Genomic DNA, 17,968 nt, shown 5'->3' with positions numbered 1-17,968 from the left:
CCCCCGGACACCCCATGGACCGAATGCGCCTGCCCCTGATGCTGCTGCCCGCGATGGGCTGCGACGGGCGCCTGTGGGCGCGCCAGATCATGGACCTCGCCGATATCGCCGAGCCCGACTTCGGCGATCTGTCGCAGGATGCGACGATCGGCGCGATGGCGGCGCGGGTGCTCGCCGCGATGCCGCCGCGTGGCGCCGTCGCCGGGGTCAGCCTCGGCGGCTATGTCGCGCTGGAGATGGTGCGCCAGGCGCCCGACCGGATCACCCGCATCGCCCTGTTCGGCACCCGCGCCTCGATGGAGCCGCGCGCGCGCACCGTCGCCGACCAGGGCCTGATCGCCACCGCGCCGCATGCCGATCCGCAGCTCTCGGCGATCGTCAGCGGTCCGGCGCTGGCGATGGCGGAACGGCTCGGCCCGGCGGTCTTCGCGCGGCAGCAGGCGGCGCTGCTCGCCCGCCCCGACATCGCCGAGGCGATTCGGGCGATCCACGTGCCGACGCTGGTCGCGGTCGGCGACCGCGACCGGATCTGCACCCCCGACGACGCGCGCGCGCTGGCCGAGGCGATTCCCGGGGCGCGTCTGCACGTGCTGCGCGGCTGCGGTCATCTCTCGCCGATGGAGCGGCCCGGCGAGGTGACGACGCTGCTGCGCCGCTGGCTGCGGGCGGAATAGGGGCGGGGTGGGCGCTGCGCGACCCGGCGTTCGTGCCGGTGCGCTGCGCTTTCCGGCCGCGGCGGACGCCGGGGTCGGAAAATGGTGCCCAGAAGAGGACTCGAACCTCCACGACCTTGCGATCGCCAGCACCTGAAGCTGGTGCGTCTACCAATTCCGCCATCTGGGCACGGGGTAGGCGGCGGCCTTTAGGGGGCGGTCGCCGCGCTTGTCAACACGGGTTTCGCCGGGCAAGGGGCGAAACATCAGCACAGCGACGAAAAAATGAGGCCCGGGCGATGAAAGACAAGCTGGTTACGATCTTCGGCGGCGGCGGATTCGTCGGCCGCTATGTGGTGCAGGCGCTGCTCCGCGGCGGGGCGCGGGTGCGCGTCGCCGAGCGCGATCCGCGGCATGCGTGGTTTCTCAAGCCTTTGGGCGGTCTCGGCCAGACGCAGTTCGTCGCCGCCGACGTGACACTGCCCGAAACGGTCAGCCGCGCGGTGCAGGACGCCGATGCGGTGATCAACATGGTCGGGCTGCTCGCCGGCGATTTCGAGCGCGTCCATGTCGGTGGTGCGCGCAACGTCGCCGAGGCCGCTGCGGCGGCCGGGGTCGCGACGCTGGTCCACATGTCGGCGATCGGCGCCGATTCGTCGGCGCCCTCGGCCTATGGCAGCAGCAAGGGCCGCGGCGAGGAGGCGGTCCGTGCCGCTTTCCCGAACGCCGCGATCATCCGCCCGTCGATCGTCTTCGGTCGCGAGGACCAGTTCATCAACCGCTTCGCCGGCATGATCGGCAAGGCCCCGGTGGTGCCGGTGCTGCGCGCGCCGGTGAAGTTCCAGCCGGTGTTCGCGGCCGATGTCGGCGATGCGATGGCGGCGGCGACCGATGCACGATTCGCCGGCCAGACGTTCGAGCTCGGCGGCCCCGACGTGATGACGATGGGCGAGATCATCCGCTGGATCGCCAGGACGATCGGCCGCAGCCCGTCGATCGTCGAACTGCCCGATGCGGCCGGCGCGCTGCTCGCCAGCCTGCCGTTCGCGCCGATCACCAAGGACCAGTGGCTGATGCTCCAGCGCGACAACGTCGTCGCGCCGGGGGCGTCGGGGCTGGAGGCGCTCGGCGTCGACCCGACCCCGCTGCAGGCGGTCGCGCCCGAATGGCTCGTTCGCTTCCGCCGCACCGGCCGGTTCGGTCGTCGCGCCGAAACCCTCGCCGCTTAAGGACGTTTCATGGACCTGCTCACCGTCATCCTCCTCGGCATCGTCGAGGGGGTCACCGAATTCCTGCCCGTCTCCTCGACCGGCCATCTGATCCTCGCCGGCACCCTGCTCGGCGTGCAGGACCAGGCGACCGCGACCTTCGACATCGTGATCCAATTGGGCGCGATCCTCGCGGTGATCGTCCTATACTGGCGGCGCTTCTGGGACGTGGCGGTGGGCCTCGTCGGCGGCCAGCCCAAATCCTGGGCGTTCGTGCGCAATATCGCGCTCGGCTTCCTGCCCGCTGCGGCGATCGGCGTGGTCGTCTACAAGGCGGTCAAAGCGTTGCTCGAAAGCCCGACCGTGGTCGCGGTCGCGCTGATCATCGGCGGCATCGCGATCCTCGTCATCGAGCGGCTGGTCAAGCAGGCGCGGATCGAATCGGTCGAAGCGATGCCGTGGAGCACCGCGCTCGGCGTCGGCGTCGTCCAGTGTCTCGCGATGATCCCGGGCGTCAGCCGGTCGGGCGCGACGATCATGGGCGCGCTCAGCCTCGGCGTCGATCGGCGCGCGGCGGCGGAATTCTCCTTTTTCCTCGCCATCCCGACCATGCTCGCCGCCTCGGGCTACGACCTGCTCAAATCGGGCGCGACGCTGGGGCAGGGCGAGTGGCTCAGCATCGCGATCGGCTTCGTCGTCTCGTTCGTCGTCGCTTTGGTGGTGATCCGCTGGTTCGTCGGCATCGTCAGCCGTCACGGTTTTGCACCGTTCGCATGGTATCGGATCGTCATCGGCGCGGTGGCTCTGGTCGCCCTTCAACTGCGATAGGTCCGCAGCGATACCAATTTTGCGATTATCGGTCCAGCCATCCTGCAAAGGGGTCGTTACGGCGTTATATTAGGCCATTGGTGCTGACGTATCGGTCAATTTATGCGTGACACGGCGCTTCTTCCTGCGTAGCGACGCGGGAAGGAGGCCCTATGGCGCACGATTCCATGCTTAAGTTCGTCGGCCGTCAGCAGGCCTATCCCGCGAAGCGGGCACCCCAGGCGCGTGCCGAGGACTTCGCCGAAATCGCCGCGCGCTATGCGGCGCCGGCGGCGGAGGATCAGGCGGGGCGCTGCTCGCAATGCGGCGTGCCTTATTGCTCGGTGCACTGCCCGCTGCACAACCACATCCCCGACTGGTTGCGGCTGACCGCCGAAGGGCGGCTGCGCGAGGCGTACGAGCTGTCGAACAGCACCTCGACCATGCCCGAGATCTGCGGCCGCATCTGCCCGCAGGACCGTTTGTGCGAGGGCAATTGCGTGATCGAATTCACCGGCCATGGCGCGGTGACGATCGGCTCGGTTGAGAAGTTCATCACCGACACCGCCTGGGAAGAGGGCTGGGTCGAGCCGCTGGTGCCGGGGCCGGCGCGCGGCCAGTCGGTGGCGGTGATCGGCGCCGGTCCGGCCGGACTGACCACGGCGGAATATCTGCGCGGCCACGGCTATGAGGTCCATGTCTACGACCGGCATGATCGCGCCGGCGGGCTGCTTACTTATGGCATCCCTGGCTTCAAGCTCGAGAAGCCCGTCGTCATGCGCCGGGTCGACCGGCTCAAGGCGGGCGGCATCGTCTTTCACGAAGGCTTCGGCGTTGGTGAGCAGGCGAGCCTCGACGATCTGCGTCGCGAGCATGACGCGGTGCTGATCGCGACCGGCGTCTACAAGGCGCGCGCGCTCGACGTCGCCGGTGGCGATGACGGCCGCGTGGTGGCGGCGCTCGATTTCCTGATCGCGTCGAACCGCAAGGGCTTCGGCGATGCGGTGCCGGCGTTCGACGAGGGCGGGCTCGATGCGGCGGGCAAGCACGTCGTCGTGATCGGTGGCGGCGATACCGCGATGGACTGCGTCCGCACCGCGATCCGCCAGGGCGCGGCGTCGGTGAAATGCCTCTACCGCCGCGACCGCAAGAACATGCCGGGCAGCCAGCGCGAGGTCACCAACGCCGAGGAGGAGGGCGCCGACTTCGTCTGGCTCTCCGCCCCCGCGGCGTTCGACAGCGACGGCACGGTGCGCGCGCGCAAGATGCGTCTGGGCGCCCCCGATGCGAGCGGTCGCCGCGCGCCGGAAGCCGATCCGAGCGGCGACTTCACGCTGAAGGCCGATCTGGTCATCAAGGCGCTGGGCTTCGACGCCGAGGACCTGCCGGCGCTGTTCGGCGCGCCCGAGCTTGGTGTCAGCCGCTGGGGGACGGTGCTGGTCGACGGCAAGACGCTGATGACCAGCCTCGACGGCGTGTTCGCGGCGGGCGACATCGTGCGCGGGGCGTCGCTGGTGGTCTGGGCGATCCGCGACGGCCGCGACGTGGCGGCGACGATGCACAAATGGCTCAAGGCGAAGGCAAAGGCGGGAAAGGTCGCGGCGTGAGACTGAAGCAGCGCGATATCGACGCGATCCGTCTCGCCGCGCGCACGACGTTCGGCGATACCGCGTCCGTCAGCCTGTTTGGCAGCCGCCTGCGCGACGATCTGCGGGGAGGCGACATCGACCTGTTGATCGAAGCCGATCCCAGCGTCGAGGCGGAGTGGCGGAGGGTCGGTGCCTTTCGCGACCTGCTGTTCCGGCATATCGACGAGCAGAAGGTCGATGTCGTCCTGATCGAGCGGGGCCGCGCGCCATCGGCCTTCGCCCGCCTCGTCCAGCCCCAGGCGAGGCCGTTGCCATGACGACCGAGGATCTGATCAAGGCGGCAGCCGCGCGTTGCGACCGGATCATCGCCGGGTTCGATGACCTTCGGCCGATCCTGACTCCGGTGCTGCCGATCATTGGCGACGATCCGTCGCAACTACCACTGATCGAACGGATCGCCAGCATCGCGCTACTGAAACGGTACGAGCAGCTACAGGATATGTTGGGCCGCCTCTTTCGAGCGTACCTGACCTGGGAGCTGGAAGATGTCCGGGCGATGACTCGGCGCGATCAAGCCAATCAGCTTGAAAAGCTGGGTATTGTCGAGGACGCCGACGATTGGATCGGTGCGGCCGAACTGCGCAACCGGTTGGTTCACGAATATCCCATCGACGAAGCCGAGCAGGTCGATCGGGTCAACGACACCTGGGCTGCTTCGTCCGGCCTTATACAGGCTTATGTCACTTTGCGAGCGAGGCTCGCCGAACAGGGTCTCATACCATGACTGACCAGCGTGCCTATCTCGCCGAGCACGGCATGTACCGCCCCGACAGCGAAGGCGATGCCTGCGGCGTCGGCCTCGTCGCCGCCACCGACGGGCGTGCGTCGCGGCGCGTCGTCCAGTCCGCGGTCGATGCGCTGAAGGCGGTGTGGCACCGCGGCGCGGTCGATGCCGACGGCAAGACCGGCGACGGCGCCGGCATCCATATCGACCTGCCGCACCGCTTCTTCGACGATGCGGTCGTCGCGAGCGGCCACAAGGTGCTGCCCAACCGGCTCGCGGTCGGCATGATCTTCCTGCCGCGCACCGATCTCGGCGCGCAGGAGAATTGCCGCACGATCGTCGAGAGCGCGATCATCGAGGCGGGCTATACCATCTACGGCTGGCGGCAGGTGCCGGTCGACGTGTCGGTGATCGGCCTCAAGGCGCAGACGACGCGGCCCGAGATCGAGCAGATCATGATCGCCGGCCCGTTGCCCGACGACGTCTCCGCCGCCGAGTTCGAGAAGAACCTGTATCTCGTCCGCCGCCGCATCGAGAAGCGCGTCATCGCCGCGCAGATCCAGGGCTTCTACGTCTGCTCGCTGTCGTGCCGCTCGATCGTCTACAAGGGGCTGTTCCTCGCCGAGAGCCTGTCGGTCTTCTATCCCGATCTGCAGGATCAAAGGTTCGAATCGCGCGTCGCGATCTTCCACCAGCGCTATTCGACCAACACCTTCCCGCAATGGTGGCTGGCGCAGCCGTTCCGCTGCCTCGCGCATAATGGCGAGATCAACACGATCCGCGGCAACAAGAACTGGATGCTCAGCCACGAGATCCGGATGGCGAGCCTCGCGTTCGGCGACAATTCCGAGGACATCAAGCCAGTGATCCCGGCGGGCGCGTCTGACACCGCTGCGCTCGATGCGGTGTTCGAGGCGATCTGCCGTTCGGGCCGCGATGCGCCGACCGCCAAGCTGATGCTCGTCCCCGAGGCGACCGGTGCGGACACGCCGCCCGATCATGCCGCGATGTATAATTATCTCGCCTCGGTGATGGAGCCGTGGGACGGCCCCGCCGCGCTGGCGATGACCGACGGCCGCTGGGCGGTGGCGGGCGTCGACCGCAACGCGCTACGGCCGCTGCGCTATACGCAGACCTCGGACGGGCTGCTGATCGTCGGCTCGGAGACCGGCATGGTCGTCGTCCCCGAATCGACCGTCGTCGCCAAGGGCCGGCTCGGGCCGGGCCAGATGATCGCGGTTGACCTCGACGCAGGCCGGGTGCTCGGCGACCGCGAGGTCAAGGACCGGATCGCCGCGGAGCACGATTATCCCGCGATGATCGGTGAATTCCATACGCTCAACGACCTGCCCGAGGTCGCCGAGGCTGTGGTCCGTTTCGATCGGCCCGCGCTCGCGCGGCGGCAGGTCGCCGCCGGCCAGACGCTGGAGGATATGGAGCTGATCCTGTCGCCGATGGTCGAGACCGCCAAGGAGGCGATCGGCTCGATGGGCGACGATACCCCGCTCGCCGTCATCAGCGACAAACCGCGTCTCATCAGCCAGTTCTTCCGCCAGAATTTCAGCCAGGTCACCAACCCGCCGATCGATCCGCTGCGCGAGCGCTACGTCATGTCGCTGCGCACCCGGTTCGGCAATCTCGCCAATATCCTCGACACCGAGGATCAGCGCGACCGCGTGCTGGTGCTCGATTCGCCGGTGCTCACCGGTCAGCATTGGGCGCGGCTCAAGGCGCATTTCGCGCGCACCGCGACCGAGATCGACTGCACCTTCGACGCCGAGGGCGGCCCGGAAAAGCTGCGCGCCGCGATCCAGCGCATCCGCAACGAGGCGGAGCAGGCGGTGCGGCAGGGCAAGAGCGAGCTGTTCCTGACCGACGAGCACGTCTCCGAAGATCGGATCGCGATCGCCGGCGTGCTGGCGGCGGCGGCGGTGCACACGCATCTCGTCCGCCGGGGGCTGCGCTCCTATGCCTCGATCAACGTCCGCTCGGCGGAATGTCTCGACACGCATTATTACGCGGTGCTGATCGGCGTCGGCGCGACGACGGTGAACGCCTATCTCGCCGAGGCGGCGATCGTCGACCGGCAGGCGCGCGGCCTTTTCGGCGACCTGTCCCTGGACGAATGCCTCAAGCGCCATCGCCATGCGATCGAGGAGGGGCTGCTCAAGATCATGAGCAAGATGGGGATCGCGGTGATCTCCTCCTATCGCGGCGGCTATAATTTCGAGGCGGTCGGCCTCTCGCGCAGCCTCGTCAACGACCTGTTCCCCGGCATGCCCGCCAAGATTTCGGGCGAGGGCTATAATTCGCTGCATCACAGCGCGCTCGTCCGCCACGAACTGGCCTGGGACGAGGGCGTGGCGAAGCTGCCGATCGGCGGCTTCTACCGCCAGCGCCACACCGGCGAGACGCACGCCTATTCGGCGCAGCTCATGCACCTGCTCCAGACCGCGGTGTCGACCGACAGCTATACCAGCTATCTGCAATTCAGCCGCGGTGTCGCCGATCTGCCGCCGGTCTATCTGCGCGACCTGCTCCAGTTCAATTTCCCGAGCGAGGGCGTGCCGGTCGATCAGGTCGAGGCGATCACCGAGATCCGCAAGCGTTTCGTCACCCCGGGCATGTCGCTGGGCGCGCTCAGCCCCGAGGCGCACGAGACGCTGGCGATCGCGATGAACCGCATCGGCGCCAAGGCGGTGTCGGGCGAGGGCGGCGAGGATACCAAGCGTTTCAAGCCCTATGAGAATGGCGACAACGCCAATTCGACGATCAAGCAGATCGCGAGCGGCCGGTTCGGCGTCACCGCCGAATATCTCAACGCCTGCGAAGAGATCGAGATCAAGGTCGCGCAGGGCGCGAAGCCCGGCGAGGGCGGTCAGCTGCCCGGGTTCAAAGTGACCGAATTCATCGCCAAGCTGCGCCATGCGACGCCGGGCGTGACGCTGATCTCGCCGCCGCCGCACCACGACATCTATTCGATCGAGGATCTCGCGCAGCTCATCTACGATCTCAAGCAGATCAACCCGCGCGCGCGCGTCTGCGTCAAACTGGTCAGCTCGTCGGGGATCGGCACCGTCGCCGCCGGCGTTGCCAAAGCCCACGCAGACGTGATCCTGATCGCCGGCCATGTCGGCGGCACCGGCGCGAGTCCGCAGACCAGCGTCAAATATGCCGGCACGCCGTGGGAGATGGGCCTCAGCGAGGTCAATCAGGTGCTCACCCTCAACGGCCTGCGCGGCCGGGTGCGGCTGCGCACCGACGGCGGGCTCAAGACCGGGCGCGACATCGTCATCGCCGCGATTCTCGGCGCCGAGGAATATGGCATCGGCACGCTCAGCCTTGTCGCGATGGGCTGCATCATGGTGCGCCAGTGCCATAGCAACACCTGCCCGGTCGGCGTCTGCACGCAGGATCAGGCGTTGCGCGACAAGTTCGTCGGCACGCCCGAGAAGGTCATCAACCTGATGACCTTCATCGCCGAGGAGGTGCGCGACATCCTCGCCCGGCTGGGCGTCAGGAGCCTCGACGAGGTGATCGGCCGCACCGAATTCCTGCGGCAGGTCAGCCGCGGCGCCGAGCATCTCGACGATCTCGACCTCAATCCGATCCTCGCCAAGGTCGATGCGACCGACGCCGAGCGTCGTTTCTCGCTGTCGACCTTCCGCAACGAGGTGCCGGACAGTCTCGACGCGCAGATCATCAAGGATGCCGCGGCGGTGTTCAGCCGCGGCGAGAAGATGCAACTCACCTATTCGGTGCGCAACACGCATCGCGCGGTCGGCACGCGGCTGTCGAGCGAGGTCACCCGCCGTTTCGGGATGAGCAAGCTCGCCGACGGTCACGTCACCGTCCGGCTGCGCGGGAGCGCCGGGCAGAGCCTCGGGGCCTTCATGTGCAAGGGCATCACGCTCGAAGTGTTCGGCGACGCCAACGATTATGTCGGCAAAGGCCTGTCGGGCGGCATCATCGTGCTGCGTCCGGCAGTATCCTCGCCATTGGCAAGTCAGGACAATACGATCCTCGGCAACACCGTGCTCTATGGCGCGACCTCGGGAACGTTGCTCGCCGCGGGGCAGGCGGGCGAGCGGTTCGCGGTGCGCAATTCGGGCGCGACCGTGGTGGTCGAGGGCTGCGGCGCCAACGGCTGCGAATATATGACCGGCGGCGTCGCGGTGCTGCTCGGCCGCGTCGGGCAGAATTTCGGCGCGGGCATGACTGGCGGCATGGCCTTCGTCTACGATCCCGACGGCGAGTTCGCGCAGCGCGCCAATCCGGAGAATATCGTCTGGCAGCGGCTCGCCTCGGCGCATTGGGAGGGCGTGCTGCGCGACCTCGTCGAGCGGCATGCCAATGCGACGGACAGCAAATGGTCGAAGGGTCTGCTCGCCGACTGGGAGCGGATCGCCGGCGATTTCTGGCAGGTCGTGCCGAAGGAGATGCTGTCGCGGCAGACCTATCCGCTGGACGATTCGGTGGAGCTGGTCGCGGCGGAGTGACGGATCAGAGCGCGGACCGGATATCGGTCCGCGCGAAATCCTCGCCTTTGTAGAGCAACGGCGCGTCGAGCGCCTTGGCGATCGCATAGACCATGCAGTCGCCGAAATTCAGCCGGGCCGGCCGGCCGCCGAAGCGCTGCAGTGCGTCGACCGCAATGGGAAGATGAGCTTCCGTCCATGGCACGACCTGAATGGAAGGCGCCGCAAGCAATGTATCTGCCCGTAACATATAGTCGGCCCCGAACCGGCGATACAGGACCGACCGTAGCTCCAGGATCGTCGGTGCAGATACGATGATCGTGGCGCTGTCCCTCAATGCCTCGGCGTAAACCATCGCATCCGGTTCGTTGAGGATGATCGCAGCGAAAGCGGATGTGTCCGCGACGATCATTGAGGAAGGCCATTCTCGTCGTATAGGATCTCGCGATAGGGACGCGGATCGAGAACCGGCGCTGCCTCGAAAGCGGCCTGCACTTCGCGGACCCGCCGCATGAAGTCATCCTTGCGCTCTTGTTCGCGATCGCGGGCCAGTTCGTTGCCCACGGCCAACCCAATCGCATCGGTCAGCGACAACCCACGACTGGCCGCCAGTTGCCGGATTGCCCGTTCGTGGCCGTCATGCTTGATGTTGATGCCCATCGGACCGCTTTCTAGAAAACGTGACGTCTGATTTATAGAAACGATGGGCCAAACGCAACGGCTTCACCTGCGGTGTAGGAATGCCCTACAGGGGCCGTATGTGGCAGCTTTACCAATTCCCGCTTTGTCCGTTCAGCCGCAAGGTGCGCCTGCTGCTCGGCGAGAAGGGCATCGGCTATGAGCTGGTGCGCGAATCGCCGTGGGACCGGCGCGACGAGTTCATGGACATGAACCCCGCCGGCGAGACGCCGGTGATGGTCGATGCGTCGCGTCCCGGTGCGCCGCTGATCGATTCGATGGCGATCTGCGAATATTTCGAGGAGACGGTCGACAAGGCGGCGACGATCAACGGCACCGCCGCCAATCGTGCCGAGATCCGCCGGCTGGTGAGCTGGTTCGACACGCATTTCTATCGCGACGTCACCGGGCCGCTGCTCCACGAGCGCGTCGTCAAGCGGCTCGCGCATCGCGCCGCGCCCGATGCCAAGGGGCTGCGCGAGGCGATGAAGGCGGCGGTCAGCCATCTCGATTACACCGATTATCTGCTCGATCACCGCAACTGGCTGGGCGGCGCGACCCTGAGCCTCGCCGATCTCGCTGCGGCGGCGCAGATCTCGGTCGCCGACTATCTCGGCGGCATCGACTGGAAGGGCCACGACCAGACCGCGCGCTGGTATCGCGGCTTCAAGAGCCGGCCGAGTTTCCGGCCGCTGCTGTCCGAGCGGATGGAGATGATCGGACCACCGGCGCATTACGACAATGTCGACTTCTGAGCCGATCACCTTCGCCGATTTCGAGCGGGTCGACATCCGCGTCGGCACGATCGTCGCCGCCGAGCCCTTTCCGGAGGCGCGCAAGCCGGCGATCAAGCTGCGCATCGATTTCGGCGACGCGATCGGGGTGAAGAAATCCTCGGCGCAGATCACCGACCATTACACGCCCGAGGCGCTCGTCGGCAGGCAGGTCGCGGCGGTGGTCAATTTCCCGCCGCGCCAGATCGGCCCGTTCGTGTCCGAGGTGCTGACGCTCGGCTTCCCCGATGCGGACGGCAAGGTGGTGCTGATCGGCCCGAGCCTCGCAGTCCCGAACGGCGGCAAGCTGTTCTGACCGGCGCGTGGTGCTCGCGCGCGCCTCACGCACCGCCGTCCCGCGCCAGCAAGTCCAGCGTCGCCGGATCGCGCTCGCCGCCGTAGAAGCGTGTCAGCGCCGCCTCGAACGGCGCGGGATCGTCCGCGACCGCGGCGAACAGCGTCAGCGACGAGCGCAGCTTGAGCGAGTCGATCTCGCCGAAGATCGCGATGGCGGTGCCGGGTGCGGTGGTCACCGTCTGCGTCGCCTCGATCAGCCGCGGGCCGAGCAGCGGATGCGCAAGATAGGCGCGCGCCTCCGCCACGTCGCGGATCGCATAGAAGCGCGCGGTCTCGCTGCGCCCGAGACCGGCGATCTGCGGAAAGATGAACCACATCCAGTGGCTGGTCTTGCGGCCGCGGCGCAATTCAGCGAGCGCCTGATCGTGGACGAGCGCCTGGGCGGAGAGGAAACGGTCGAGAGCTTGCGTCATATCGCAGGCAACCGCCGGGGCGCTTGCCGCGTTCCACGACAATGCGTGCTCTCTGCCTTGCTCCACTCCTGCTGCTCGCCGCCTGCGGCAGTGGCCAAAAGTCCAACGGTGCGGACAATGCCGCGGCGCGCTTCGTGCCGCCGGCGACGCAGCCGCCCAAGCCGCTCCCGGGGCAGGAGCATAGCAACCCGATCACCGCCTATGTCGGCAAATATCCGGGCGATACGGTTGCCGGGGTCGGCTTCTACGACCGGACCGAGGTGTCGCGCGCGCTGATCGATGCGATCGGCGACGACACGTTGCGCCATCGCTTCACCGCGCACGACGCGGTCAGCGTGCCGATCTTCCGGGCCAAGGACGGGCGCATCGCTGCGCATGGCTGCGAAGCGCACAATTGCGACGGCAAGGACTGGACCTTCCTCGTCGCCCCCGACGGGACGCGCGGCGAGGCCTGTTACCACGATGGCGAGACGATGGGCGCGACCAGCCGCTGGTATGCCGCCGGCAGTCCGCCGAAATCCCGTCCCGGCGATTGCCCCCAGGAGTAAGCGATGCTCGAACATGTTCCTGCCTGGCTCGGCCAGGCGCTGAGCGGCGTCCGCGCCGGCGCCGACAAGCTGGCGATCGCCCGGCCCGAACTTGGCGCCACGTTTCCCGCGCTCGATCTCACCAGCCCGGCGTTCGCCGATGGCGCGCGGTTGCCCGACCGGTTCACCGCGGATGGCGAGGGCGTATCGCCGCCGCTGACCTGGGGCGCCGCGCCGGCGGGCACCGCGCTGTTCGCGCTGCTGGTCGAGGACGCCGATGCGCCGGCGCCGCAGCCGCTCGTCCATGCGGTGATATGGGGAATCGCCGCGGATGCCGGGCGCCTCGAAGAGGGCGCGATCGTCGGCGATGGTGCCGGATCGCCCGACGGCGATGTCGGGCGCAATTCCTACCTGCGCGAGGGCTGGTTGCCGCCCGATCCGCCGACCGGCCACGGTGCGCATCGCTACGTATTTCAGCTGTTCGCGCTCGGTCCGGATGTCGGGGCGCCGGGCGAGACGCCGGGTCGCACCGCGATTATCGAGGCGATGGCGGGGCATGTGCTCGCCGCCGGGGTGTTGACCGCAACCTATGGTCGCGGCGAGGCGACGGCGGTCGGCCCGGTCGGGGCCGCCGCGCCCGCCTGAGTCATCATGCGATCGGCGTAACCGGCACCGCGGCGCTGATTGCGACGGCGGCGAAGGCGAGGGCAGCGACGACCGAGAAAGCGGTGCGCTGGGCGAGTTCGAGGCGGAGAAACATGGTGTTGGTCCCTTTGCTGATCGGGGCGAACCGTTCGCCGCCGATGCCAGGGACTTTGCAGCCATCGTGCCAGAACCGAAAAACGGCTGATTTCTGCCGATTTTCGTGGTGAGGTGAGATGCGCTTGGGAAATGCCGCCAGCAGCATCCGTACTTTGCGCCAAGATCAGGCGGCGCACACCCGGTCGCGGCCCTCGGCCTTGGCCGTGTAGAGCAGACGGTCGGCGCGATCGAAGGCATCGGTGAGCGTCTCGCCGGCATGGACCGCGGTCACGCCGATCGACACCGTCACCTGCCCCAGCGGCCGGTCGCTTTCGCGCAAGCGGAAGCGCTTCACCGAGATGGCGTCGCGCACATCGTCGAGCCGCGCCGCCGCATCCGCCAGCGCGACGCCGTGCAGCAGCACCGCAAATTCCTCGCCGCCGTGCCTGACGACGAGATGATCGCCGCACGCATCGGCGAGCGTCCGCGCCACCGCGCTGAGCACGCGGTCGCCGATCGGATGGCCGTGGACGTCGTTGATCCGCTTGAACCGGTCGATGTCGCACACCGCGAGGCAGAAGGGGCCGTCGTGCTCGCGCCGTACCGCGAACGCCTCATCGAACGCGCGGCGGTTGGGCAGGCCGGTCAGCGGATCGCGCCGCGCGGTGTCGTTCGCCTCCGCCAGCTTGGCGCGCAACGCCTCGGCCTCGTCGGTCGCCTTGGCCAGCCGCATCTCCGCCTCGCGGATGCGGGTCAGCATCGCGCCGGTGATCCGGGCGATCTCGTCGAGCCCCGCGGCGGCGGGGATGGCCGGCGTATTGTGGCGGATCGCCGCCGCGCTCTGCGCGAGATCGCGACCGAAGCCGCGCGTCTCGTCCTGCATCTCGCGCATCATCGTCGCGAAACCGTCGACCTGTGCCTGCGTCTTCGCCACCAAAACGGCGGCATCGTCGTCGCGTGCATCGGGTTCGCCCTGCCGCCTGTCGGCCTGCGACTCGACGGCGGCGCCGCCGCTGCTCACCGTCCCGCCCAGCGCTTCGATATCGGTGCGGCTGAGCCGGATGCCGCCGTCGGTCAGCCGGCGCACCGCCTGGGCGATGGCGCCATGCGGATCGGCGATGACGTCATAGGCGAAGCTGTAATGCGTCGGCTCCGGCGACAGGCCGTGATCCGCCAGGAAGTGGCCGATCTGCCCGAACAGATCGACCTTTCCGTCCTTCCTCGCTGCAATCCCGCGCATGCCCCACCCTTCGTTCGCAAGCACTTATAAATACTATTACTTAGCGTAGGGTTTCGAAAAGATCAGGAATGGTGAAGCTTGCGCACGGCGGCGAGCGTCAGCGCCACGTGCTGCGCCGGGTTCATGTCGTCGTGGACGAACGCGACGCGCCCGTCGGATGCGATGACGTAGCTGGTCCGCTTGGTCAGCGCGCGCCCGCCGCCGTTGAGCGCGACGTCATAGCCCTTGATGACGTTCGGCCCGGCGCTGGCGACCGCGAACTTGCCCGCGCATTTCTCCGCGGAGAAGCGCTGGAGCGTCGGTACGTCGTCGGCCGACATGCCGATCACCGTCGCGCCTGCCTTCTGGAAGTCGGGGATCGCCTCGGCGAAGGCATGCGCCTCGGCATTGCAGCCGCCGGTGAACGCCGCCGGGAAGAAATACAGCACCACCGGCCCCTTCTTGAGCTGCTGTGCCAAGTCGACCCCGACCACCTGCCCGGCGACCGCGCCGCGGGTGGAGAAGGTCGGCGCCTTGGCACCGACCGGCAGTCCGGCGAGCGCAGGGGTGGCGATCAGGGCGACGGCGGCAATGGCGGCGGGGAACAGGCGCATGGGATATCCTCTCGACTTTCGTGCACCCTAGCGTGGCGCGAGGCAGCGCGATAGGGCTGGCCCATGCCGATCACCGCCGCCGATATCCAGCTCGCCAGCCGCCTCGCCGATGCCGCGGGCGCCGCGATCCGCCCCTATTTCCGTGCCGAACACGGCGTCGAATTCAAGGACGACCATTCGCCCGTCACCCGTGCCGACCGCGAGGCGGAGGCGGCGATGCGCAAATTGCTCGATGCCGAGGCGGCGGGCGACGGCGTGATCGGCGAGGAATATGGCGAGAAGCCCGGCGTGACGGGGCGGCAATGGGTGCTGGACCCGATCGACGGCACGCGCAGCTTCACCGTCGGCCGCGCGATCTTCGGCACGCTGATCGCGCTGGTCGAGGACGGCTGGCCGCTGCTCGGCATCATCGACCAGCCGGTGCAGCGCGAACGCTGGCTCGGCGTCGCCGGCCGCCCGACGACGTTCAACGGCCGGCCGACGCGAACGCGGACCTGTCCGCAGCTCGAAGGCGCGGTGCTTGCCACCACCAGCCCGCATCTGTTCGCCGAGGGCGACGTGCCGCATTACATGGCGCTCGTCGCCGCCGCCTCGGGCGGCCATACGCGGCAGGGGCCGGTCTATGGCGGCGACTGCTACAATTACGGGCTGCTGGCGAGCGGGCAGCTCGACATCGTCGTCGAATCGGGGCTGCAATTGTACGATTTCGCCGCGCTGGTGCCGGTGGTCGAGGGCGCGGGCGGGCGCATGTGCGACTGGAACGGCGACCCGTTAACCTCGGCGAGCGCCGGCCATGTCCTTGCGATCGGTGACCCGGCGCGCACCGACGACGTGCTTGAGGCGATCCGCGCGACCGCGGGGAACGACCACGGTCATTGAGGGAATCCCATACCCCACTCCGTCATCCCCGCGCAGGCGGGGATCCATACACGCTGACGTAGCGGCTTAAAAGGGGACCCGCGCATCTGGATCCCCGCCTACGCGGGGATGACAATGGGGTCAGAAAATCCCCAGAAACTTCTTTCGCTGGCTCTTCTTCTCGCCGCCGGTCGTCTTGCCGTCCTCGTCCTTCGCCGTCGTGCCATGGCCGACGTCGTCGCGCGCTTGCCCCTTCGTCGTCCGCTGCGCCTGCGCCGTCGCGCCGGACAGTACCGGCCCGCACGCCGCCGACTTGGCATCGCCGACGTCGACGAACGCCAGCACCCCCGCCAGCGGCGTCGCGACCAGCGCGAGCCCCAGCCCCGCGCCCGCGCGCCCGAGCAACTGGTCGCTGATGACATTGAGCTTCGGCGCCGCGAAATAGCCGCCGACGCCGACCGGCGACTGGCCCGAGAACAGGCTGAACTTCTTGCCGTCCGCACGGAAGGCGAGATCGACCGCCTCGGTCCTGAAGCTGAACCCGCCGCGGCCGACGATGACGTTCTTTGTCGTGTCGATCAGGATCGGGTCCGCCGCGGCGACGCCGTTGCGCACGGTGAAGCCGATCAGCCCGCAATTCACCTCGACCGGCTTCTTCAGCTTGTCCTCGAACATCTTCTGCACGAACGTGCCGAGATCGAGCTCGGCGAGCTGGACGTTGCGTGTCCACAACTGGCCGTGCGGCATGACGAAGGCGATCCGCCCGCGCGCGGTGCTGAGCGAATCATGGATCGAATCGCCGCGCCCTTCGAGCTGGATGCGTCCCTTGATCGTTCCCGTCGTCCCCGCCTCGGCGACGCCATAGCCTGCGAGCAATTTGCCCATCGGCGTCGGCGACAGGCGGATGTCGTAGGTGTCGCGCGCCGGCCGCTGGCGCGTGTCGAACACCACGTCGGCGGCGACGTTGCCGCGCGCCATCGCCATCGTCAGCGGTGACAGCGCCAGCCGGCCGCGCTCGAGATCGAGCGTCATGTCGATGTCGCTGATCGGCAGGTTGCGCGAGCGCACCCGTGCGATCGTCCATTTCAGATCGGCGTCGAAGCGCTGCATCGTCGCGATCGGCAGCGCCGCCTCCGGCAGGATGCGCTGCGGCGCGGCACCGGTGGCGCGCGCGGCGGCGAGCGCGCCCTTGGTCGCGACGATATCGGGATTGTAGCCGATGAACGGTGCGGCATCGATGATGTCGAGCGTCTTGGTCGATAGCTGCGAATCGAGATGCAGCCGCTCGCCGTTGGTGATCTTGAGCGTGCCGGCGACGTCGCTGGCGCCGACCACGCCGCTCATCCGGGTGAACGAATAGACCTGCCCCTGCTGTACCAGTTGCGCCTTCAGCCGGTAGGTGCGCGTATTGGGGATGGCGACGCCGATGATGCCGAGCAGTTCGGACAGGTTGCGGCCGCGCGCGCGTGTCTGCAACGGCACGCCTTCGATCGCCGCGATCGACGGCAACGTGCCCGACACGTCGAGCACGTTGTGTGCCGCCCAGGCGCGCATCACCAATTCGTTCTTGCCGCGGTTGACCGTTGCGTCGGGGGCGAGCAGCCGCGCGGTGACGCGGAACGGCGTGCCGCGCACCAGCCCGTCGCCCTCGACGCCGACCGCGCGGCCGATCCGCGCATCGGTCGAGCGGATATCGTCAACCTTGAGGTCGGCGAGCAACTGCATGCGCGGATCGCGATAGCGCACCGTTGTACCGCGCACCGTCGCGGTGTCGATGCGCGGGAAGTCGAGCGGCTTGCCGCCCTTCTTGGCGCTGAACGTCCAGGTGTTGGCGGTATGCGCGCGGTTCCATTCGAGATCGACCGCGCCGTCGGTAAGGTCGAGCCAGTAGAGATGCCGCTTGCCCCACAACAGCGACAGCGGCGCGATCCGCGTGTCGATCCGCGCCGCCTGGAACAGATAGGGCCGCGTCGCCCAGTCCGGATTGGCGATCGTCATCTGCTCGGCGACGAACTTGATGCGAAACGGCGCGAAATAGAGCTGGAAATCGCCCGCCACGCGCACCGGCCGATGCGTCTGGCCGCCGACGAATCGCTCGAACGGATGGCGCAGGAAACGGCCCTTGGTGATATAGAGCACCAGCCAGATCGCGACGATCAGCCCAACCAGCGCCAGCACCACGTTGCGGACGATCCGCCACGCGCGGCGGCGTTGCGGAGCGACCGCGGCGGGAGGGGGCGGCGGCGCGCGTGGCGGATCGTCCGCAACG

19 protein-coding genes and 1 tRNA gene are annotated in these 17,968 nt (G+C 68.0%); 12 read left to right on the top strand and 8 right to left on the bottom strand.

Features of this window, described 5'->3' with window-relative positions; genetic code table 11:
• A partial coding sequence (locus FFS23_RS18185; protein ID WP_212742999.1) for an alpha/beta fold hydrolase occupies positions 1–674 on the top strand: 674 nt, incomplete at its 5' end.
• 82 nt (positions 675–756) lie between these two features.
• Here the strand turns inward: FFS23_RS18185 and FFS23_RS18180 are convergent.
• Positions 757–843 (bottom strand) — tRNA-Leu (locus FFS23_RS18180).
• Positions 844–952: 109 nt separating this feature from the next.
• On the opposite strand from FFS23_RS18180, the gene FFS23_RS18175 reads away from it, so the two are divergent.
• From FFS23_RS18175 to gltB, 6 genes are all read left to right on the top strand, one after another.
• Positions 953–1,882, top strand: coding sequence for a complex I NDUFA9 subunit family protein (locus tag FFS23_RS18175; RefSeq protein WP_137899710.1), 930 nt, complete (start codon positions 953–955; stop codon positions 1,880–1,882).
• A gap of 9 nt (positions 1,883–1,891) precedes the next feature.
• Positions 1,892–2,689 (top strand): undecaprenyl-diphosphate phosphatase, encoded by a 798-nt coding sequence (locus FFS23_RS18170; protein WP_137899709.1) that lies wholly within the window; start codon positions 1,892–1,894, stop codon positions 2,687–2,689.
• Between the two features lie 152 nt (positions 2,690–2,841).
• Entirely contained in the window at positions 2,842–4,275 is a 1,434-nt protein-coding gene (locus FFS23_RS18165) for an NAD(P)-dependent oxidoreductase (RefSeq protein WP_137899708.1), read from the top strand.
• Positions 4,272–4,574 (top strand): nucleotidyltransferase domain-containing protein, encoded by a 303-nt coding sequence (locus FFS23_RS18160; RefSeq protein ID WP_212742998.1) that lies wholly within the window; start codon positions 4,272–4,274, stop codon positions 4,572–4,574. The genes FFS23_RS18165 and FFS23_RS18160 overlap by 4 nt, the downstream gene beginning before the upstream one ends.
• The gene (locus FFS23_RS18155; protein WP_137899706.1) at positions 4,571–5,041 is read left to right on the top strand and encodes a hypothetical protein; all 471 of its coding nucleotides are present in this window, start codon (positions 4,571–4,573) and stop codon (positions 5,039–5,041) included. The genes FFS23_RS18160 and FFS23_RS18155 overlap by 4 nt, the downstream gene beginning before the upstream one ends.
• Positions 5,038–9,540, top strand: coding sequence for a glutamate synthase large subunit (gltB, locus tag FFS23_RS18150; protein ID WP_137899705.1), 4,503 nt, complete (start codon positions 5,038–5,040; stop codon positions 9,538–9,540). Before FFS23_RS18155 ends, gltB begins: the two co-directional genes overlap by 4 nt.
• Positions 9,541–9,544: 4 nt before the next feature.
• On the opposite strand, the gene FFS23_RS18145 is transcribed toward gltB, so the two are convergent.
• Positions 9,545–9,931 (bottom strand): type II toxin-antitoxin system VapC family toxin, encoded by a 387-nt coding sequence (locus tag FFS23_RS18145; protein ID WP_137899704.1) that lies wholly within the window; start codon positions 9,929–9,931, stop codon positions 9,545–9,547.
• On the bottom strand, positions 9,928–10,179 hold the full coding sequence (locus tag FFS23_RS18140) for a type II toxin-antitoxin system VapB family antitoxin (protein WP_137899703.1): 252 nt from the start codon (positions 10,177–10,179) through the stop codon (positions 9,928–9,930). The genes FFS23_RS18145 and FFS23_RS18140 overlap by 4 nt, the downstream gene beginning before the upstream one ends.
• Positions 10,180–10,277: 98 nt before the next feature.
• On the opposite strand from FFS23_RS18140, the gene FFS23_RS18135 reads away from it, so the two are divergent.
• Both FFS23_RS18135 and FFS23_RS18130 read left to right on the top strand, forming a co-directional pair.
• Positions 10,278–10,952 carry a glutathione S-transferase family protein gene (locus FFS23_RS18135; RefSeq protein ID WP_038665920.1) on the top strand — a complete coding sequence of 225 codons (675 nt, stop codon included), beginning with the start codon at positions 10,278–10,280 and terminating at the stop codon, positions 10,950–10,952.
• Entirely contained in the window at positions 10,939–11,286 is a 348-nt protein-coding gene (locus tag FFS23_RS18130; protein WP_137899702.1) for a tRNA-binding protein, read from the top strand. Before FFS23_RS18135 ends, FFS23_RS18130 begins: the two co-directional genes overlap by 14 nt.
• Positions 11,287–11,311: 25 nt before the next feature.
• Here the strand turns inward: FFS23_RS18130 and FFS23_RS18125 are convergent, their stop codons facing one another.
• On the bottom strand, positions 11,312–11,740 hold the full coding sequence (locus tag FFS23_RS18125) for a DUF1810 domain-containing protein (protein ID WP_137899701.1): 429 nt from the start codon (positions 11,738–11,740) through the stop codon (positions 11,312–11,314).
• A gap of 41 nt (positions 11,741–11,781) precedes the next feature.
• Here FFS23_RS18125 and FFS23_RS18120 point away from each other — a divergent pair, with 41 nt between their 5' ends.
• Together FFS23_RS18120 and FFS23_RS18115 are read left to right on the top strand one after the other, a co-directional pair.
• Positions 11,782–12,288 (top strand): hypothetical protein, encoded by a 507-nt coding sequence (locus FFS23_RS18120; RefSeq protein ID WP_137899700.1) that lies wholly within the window; start codon positions 11,782–11,784, stop codon positions 12,286–12,288.
• 3 nt (positions 12,289–12,291) lie between these two features.
• Entirely contained in the window at positions 12,292–12,912 is a 621-nt protein-coding gene (locus tag FFS23_RS18115; RefSeq protein ID WP_137899699.1) for a YbhB/YbcL family Raf kinase inhibitor-like protein, read from the top strand.
• 4 nt (positions 12,913–12,916) lie between these two features.
• On the opposite strand, the gene FFS23_RS18110 is transcribed toward FFS23_RS18115, so the two are convergent.
• The 3 genes from FFS23_RS18110 to FFS23_RS18100 form a co-directional block, all read right to left on the bottom strand.
• Positions 12,917–13,174 (bottom strand): hypothetical protein, encoded by a 258-nt coding sequence (locus FFS23_RS18110; RefSeq protein ID WP_137899698.1) that lies wholly within the window; start codon positions 13,172–13,174, stop codon positions 12,917–12,919.
• A gap of 18 nt (positions 13,175–13,192) precedes the next feature.
• Positions 13,193–14,248: a GGDEF domain-containing protein gene (locus FFS23_RS18105; RefSeq protein ID WP_137899697.1), complete on the bottom strand. Its 1,056-nt coding sequence runs from the start codon at positions 14,246–14,248 to the stop codon at positions 13,193–13,195.
• Positions 14,249–14,310: 62 nt separating this feature from the next.
• Complete coding sequence (locus FFS23_RS18100; protein ID WP_038665938.1) at positions 14,311–14,841, bottom strand: peroxiredoxin; 531 nt, start codon at positions 14,839–14,841, stop codon at positions 14,311–14,313.
• A 63-nt stretch (positions 14,842–14,904) separates the two neighbouring features.
• On the opposite strand from FFS23_RS18100, the gene FFS23_RS18095 reads away from it, so the two are divergent.
• Positions 14,905–15,720, top strand: coding sequence for an inositol monophosphatase family protein (locus tag FFS23_RS18095; RefSeq protein ID WP_137899696.1), 816 nt, complete (start codon positions 14,905–14,907; stop codon positions 15,718–15,720).
• A 120-nt stretch (positions 15,721–15,840) separates the two neighbouring features.
• On the opposite strand, the gene FFS23_RS18090 is transcribed toward FFS23_RS18095, so the two are convergent.
• Positions 15,841–17,968 (bottom strand): AsmA family protein (locus tag FFS23_RS18090; RefSeq protein ID WP_502702158.1); only part of this gene is annotated, 2,128 nt, incomplete at its 5' end.

Source organism: Sphingomonas sp. 2SG (assembly GCF_005503285.1).
Taxonomy (GTDB): Bacteria; Pseudomonadota; Alphaproteobacteria; order Sphingomonadales; family Sphingomonadaceae; genus Sphingomonas; species Sphingomonas taxi.
This window is presented reverse-complemented; position numbering and strand designations above follow the sequence as displayed.